This is a genomic window from Gillisia marina (assembly GCF_000258765.1).
GTDB lineage: Bacteria > Bacteroidota > Bacteroidia > Flavobacteriales > Flavobacteriaceae > Gillisia > Gillisia marina.
In genome coordinates this window covers 1-4809 of record NZ_AJLT01000089.1, presented here as the reverse complement: position 1 = coordinate 4809, position 4809 = coordinate 1, and the positions used below count along the sequence as shown (strand labels likewise).

The 4809-nt window shown below is 30.5% G+C and carries 5 protein-coding genes and 1 pseudogene; all 6 read right to left on the bottom strand.

What is annotated here, in order from left to right:
• Nucleotides 1-19: 19 nt before the first annotated feature.
• The 6 genes and pseudogenes from ON07_RS13680 to ON07_RS13655 all read right to left on the bottom strand — a co-directional run bounded on the left by ON07_RS13680 (nucleotide 20) and on the right by ON07_RS13655 (nucleotide 4111).
• The gene (locus ON07_RS13680) at nucleotides 20-844 is read right to left on the bottom strand and encodes a DUF6119 family protein (protein ID WP_316928172.1); all 825 of its coding nucleotides are present in this window, start codon (nucleotides 842-844) and stop codon (nucleotides 20-22) included.
• A gap of 118 nt (nucleotides 845-962) precedes the next feature.
• Nucleotides 963-1613 carry a DUF6119 family protein gene (locus ON07_RS13675; protein ID WP_010232580.1) on the bottom strand — a complete coding sequence of 217 codons (651 nt, stop codon included), beginning with the start codon at nucleotides 1611-1613 and terminating at the stop codon, nucleotides 963-965.
• A gap of 344 nt (nucleotides 1614-1957) precedes the next feature.
• Entirely contained in the window at nucleotides 1958-2635 is a 678-nt protein-coding gene (locus ON07_RS13670) for a DUF6624 domain-containing protein (RefSeq protein ID WP_010232579.1), read from the bottom strand.
• 345 nt (nucleotides 2636-2980) lie between these two features.
• Nucleotides 2981-3400, bottom strand: a complete 420-nt coding sequence (locus ON07_RS13665; RefSeq protein WP_010232578.1) for a hypothetical protein — start codon at nucleotides 3398-3400, stop codon at nucleotides 2981-2983.
• Nucleotides 3401-3550: 150 nt separating this feature from the next.
• Nucleotides 3551-3875 (bottom strand): annotated as a pseudogene (locus ON07_RS15700) (type II toxin-antitoxin system PemK/MazF family toxin).
• On the bottom strand, nucleotides 3866-4111 hold the full coding sequence (locus tag ON07_RS13655; RefSeq protein WP_010232575.1) for an AbrB/MazE/SpoVT family DNA-binding domain-containing protein: 246 nt from the start codon (nucleotides 4109-4111) through the stop codon (nucleotides 3866-3868). The pseudogene ON07_RS15700 and the gene ON07_RS13655 overlap by 10 nt, the downstream one beginning before the upstream one ends.
• Between the last annotated feature and the right edge of the window lie 698 nt (nucleotides 4112-4809).

Genomic DNA, 4809 nt, shown 5'->3' with positions numbered 1-4809 from the left:
TAACCGATGTTGGCAATAGTTAAACTCGAGGAATTTGATAAGTAAGTAAATCATAATAATTAGCCCTCATTTCACTAGAACATTGAATTAAAGAAAACCTTGCAATATTTGAAGAAAACTTATCAATATTACTTTTGACTTCTAAATCTTTCTTTAAATGTGAAGTAAAAGCTATTACGTACTTTTTTCTTTTATTGAACAAGGATTTGAATTCATCTAACGTCAAATTATTTATGTTATATCCTTTATTTATCAGTTGTCTATAAATATCCTCTAATAATCTCTTGTCTTTTGTTCCTAATGTTTCTCTCAGACGTCTTGCAGATATTGTCACTTGGTTTGTTAGCTCTCTCATCATTGACTGAAACCCATATTTTACGTGAATTAGATATATTTCTTCATCGTTATAATAAATGATGTCACAGAGCTCTATATTATCAGCTATTACTGTATCTAATACTATATAATTATCTTTTGGATTATATTCTAAATTATATGCTCCCTCAGTTCTCAAGACGGTTTTATCCCAAGCAACATCCAAAATTTCACTTGGAGCGGGATAAGAATTTAAAACGTGAGCGGTATTAATTTTTAAATCCTCAACGAAAGAATCTCTTAAATGAAACCATTTTGTATCAACAAGAAAAACTGGTTTACCATTATAATTAAACTCAGTAGATATGTGGAAAAGGAAATTTGAACTTATAGTGAATTTTTTATCCAAATAACAAGCAATCTTTACACCTTGAAGAAATACCATAAATTTAAATCGATCATTTTCTCCAGTAATTTCTACTGCTCTTCTTAATACAGCATCATATATTTCATTCCTATCTTGTACAATTTTAAAAACTGTATATCCACCTTTTTCAGTTTTTTCCTTTAAACGATATTCATCTGCTCATAAAATTTTTCAATATTATTCGGATTACTTAAATCGTACTGGAATCTATTATGTAAATCTATCTACTTCGACCCAGGTTTTCGACATCATTAAATATTCTTGTAATAAGTTCTGTATAGAGATGATCATTGATATATTTAGTATCTGTTATCTCTTTATAGGAACTAAGATAATCTGATGCGTCTAATTGTTCTATTATATCTAATTCCTGAATTAACCGATGGAGATTTTCGAAATCAACACCTTTTTTAATTTTGAATCCCTTACCAACGTAAACTTGTATTCGATCTGTTTCTTTGCTTTTTAAAAAGTCGAAATGTAAATCAGAGATTTCTTGACTTAATCTTAAGTGTATTTCTTGAGGAATTTTACCAAACTTGATAAAATCAATTATTCTGTAATTGTCTCTAAACTGTTCGCTCATTCCTGCTCTTGTCCCAGTGAGACCTCTAGACTTAATAGAAGCTAATTCATCTTCTGCGGGTTTTATAATTCTAGAATATGTATTCAATCCATAAGAGTGATCAATAAATGGTAAAATCATCTGATATGAAGTATTACCACCAATAATGCAGAATAAATGACTTTCTGTTTCTACGAATAATATTAATGATAATTTTATCTCATTAAAATTTTCATTTTGGGTTAATCCATTAGGTAAAAATTCTTGCCAATCGGAGACCACTTCATCACTTTTATATAAATACAAGTAATAGGTGAAATTTTCTCTTTCAATTCTTTTTTAATTTTTCTACATCGAAAGTCTTTTTATACCCAAATTTTTCAAATGAAGTATTGATTATTTTACTAATAATAGATTCTGTGGTTTTTCTTTTAATTAATAAACGGTGAGACTTATTAATCTTATAAATCTTTGGATTTTGTGTCATTTGAAGACTTAATGTTTAATTATTGCCAACGGTCTTGGTTAACGCAAGTAGCGTGGAGTAGGGACGGCTTCTTGTCGGCTTAGTTGTTTGTTAGTTGATGTCTAAAATAGCACTTTTCACCCGAATGCCCGCTATTTGCTGGTAACCGATGTTGTTGCCAGTTTTAGTTTCCTCTCATTTTCTTGACTTCCTCTAAAGTCAGCACTTTATAATGAATATTCATACTCTTAGCACTCTCTTCTATAGTCTTTTTGAAACCAACATTTTTCCTTAAATCATTTACCTCAGATGGAGATTCAACTGGCCATATAAAAGATTCCCATCTAGTTTCATTTGTTTTTGGATCTATAATTTCGTGTCCGCTTGCTTGAGTTCCATATTTTTGTTTTAAACCTTTGTACATTAATATTCTGTCTTCCATCATTGCAATTAAAGTCATAGGAATCTCATTGTCGATACCGGCTTTTTCTATTAAAGGAAAATATTTCTCTATCTGATTTGAATGTTGTATTACACTCCAAGCAGCAGTATTTGTCGGTTTCCCTACAAGTGATTTACCTGGATATCCATATTGGTCAATAATTTTACTTATTTCTTTAATATTTAAGGTATCCTGCTGAAAGATAATTTCCCAATCTTTTTCAACAAACTGTTCCCAAGAAAATCCGAACTTATTTAAAATGTCTTTTTTTTCTTGAATAGAAATCGGATAGTATAATTTTCTCAGTTCTTGGTCTATTTCCTCAATTGAGTCAAGTTTTACTTTTAAATCATAATTTATTTCCTGAGCCGAAATATTTATAGTTATCAATAACAGGAATAAAGGTATAATATTTCTCATTTTTCTTTGCTAAAATTGGCTACAACGGTCTTGTTTAACGCAAGTGGCGTGGAGTAGGGACGCGAACTTGTCGGCTTTATAATTTGTTACTTGGTGTCTAAAATAATACTTTTCATCACAATGCCCGCTATTTGCTGTTAAACGATGTTGTAATGCGTATGCCTGTTCAAATTACAATTTGGTAATCAAAACAATTTTTGTCGGAGTGTTTAATAAAACTTTCGTAATTAAAATGTCAAATTTAGTATGGCGTATAAAAGAGATTAACTCATCATTTTATTCTAATTGCCTCTTCACAAAACGATCAGTTTCATAATATTTGATTATTAAATTACTTGTCCATATTCAATTTACTATTTTTAATTTTAACCATTTTTTTCTCCTAAAGATCAACACATAAATTGCGATTAAAACTCCTAAGCTAAAAAACACTTTTCCGAACATCTGAATATTTTCATATTTATGATCTAGAAGGAAAATTAGAGCTGAGAACGATAATGCTGGACCATAGTATGGTAAGTATTTACTCATAAATTCATTTCCAGTAATTTCAACTATTTGGTCATTTTTAAGATGCCCAATTTCAATTTTATTACTTTTTCCTGAATTCATCTCGGCAAGAAGAGTTTTTCCATTTTTATTGAAAGTCAATGTTTTTTCTTCTCCATTTTTTATTCGCCCAATAATAACATCATCAACAATGATTTTGTATATCAAATCTTCATTGAATTTCTCTTTTGGTCTAACTATTTTTACTGTTGGCATATGCTTTACAACGGTCTTGGTTAAGGCAAGTAGCGTGGAGTAGGGACACGTTCTTGTCGGCTTAGTTGTTTTTTACTTGATGTCTAAAATAGCACTTTTCACCAGATTGCCCGCTATTTGCTCGTAACCGATGTTGGCAATAGTACTTTTTTAGTCAACGAATGTTTCTCTTATTACATCCTTTAATTTTCTGATTTCTGAATTTTTCAATTTATCAAAGGTTTTAATAATCCGTGATTTGTCAATTGTCCGTATCTGGTCGATTGCCATCATTCCGTTTTTACCGTTAGATTTAACTGAAATTCTTGTCGGATATTTATTGAGATTTGTTGTCATTGGAACTACAACAATCGTTTTTAAATATTTATTAAGTTCATTTGGAGAAATTATTACGCAAGGACGAGTTTTTTTTAATTTCACTACCAATTGTCGGATCAAGGTTTACGAGAACTATAGAATATTGTTTTAAATCCATTCATCAAAATTTTCATCTTCAAACACATCATTCATCAATAACTGATCGTCTCCGCTTTCAGCCATTTTTTTGAATTTATCTTCCCAGTTTTTTCTCGGAGATTCTATCGGTCTGAGGATTATTTGACCTTTTTCAAGAATAAGCTCAACTTTGTCCTTAATATGATATTTCTCAAGAATCATCTTGCTCAAGCGCAATCCTTTTGAATTTCCGATTTGTATAATTGAAGTTTCCATAACTCTAAATTTTGTAAATACAAAGTTATTACTTTTTGTTAGATATCAAAATTTAATTTTTTGTTCGGATTGTATTATTGCCAACGGTCTTGTTTAACGCAAGTGGCGTGGAATAGGGACGGCTTCTTGTCGGCTTTGTTGTTTGTTACTTGGTGTCTAAAATAGCACTTTTCACCACACTACCCGACATTTGCTGTTAAACGATGTTGTGAACTGGGGCGACTATCTGAGTGAGCCGTTATTTTTAGCGGTCTGATCAGATTTTTTATTTTTAAAGCAATTTGATTTTGTCATTTTTCACCTCCAAGTAATTGTCAGCGCACAGCTTTTAAAAAACATCAATATTTAATTACTTTTTTCATTTCACTTTTTCGCGTCCGAGTTAAAGTCAGCGTTACAAATCTAAAGGCATTCAATTTATCCATTTTTGATTCTTGAGAAAAAGTCAGTATAATAACTCTAAACGCCCCTTTTACTTTTCTACATCTGAGTTAAGTCTGCGTTAAGCTTTTTTGATTCTTTTTGTTCTGTTTCTCAATTAACTTTTTCACCTCCAAGTGGAGATCCACGAACTAATTTTAAAGCTATTTAATTTATCCATTTTCTATCTTTCAAGTCTTGAAAAAGTCAGCGCAACAGTTGCGAAAGAGTAGTTTTTATCAATTGGAAGTCCTAATTTGTTCTTTGTTGGATTTTTT

Excerpts from the sequence above, each read along its gene's own strand:
- ON07_RS13655 (WP_010232575.1), bottom strand. The coding sequence starts at position 4,111 with ATGGAAACTTCAATTATACAAATCGGAAATTCAAAAGGATTGCGCTTG.
- ON07_RS13665 (WP_010232578.1), bottom strand. The coding sequence starts at position 3,400 with ATGCCAACAGTAAAAATAGTTAGACCAAAAGAGAAATTCAATGAAGAT.
- ON07_RS13670 (WP_010232579.1), bottom strand. The coding sequence starts at position 2,635 with ATGAGAAATATTATACCTTTATTCCTGTTATTGATAACTATAAATATT.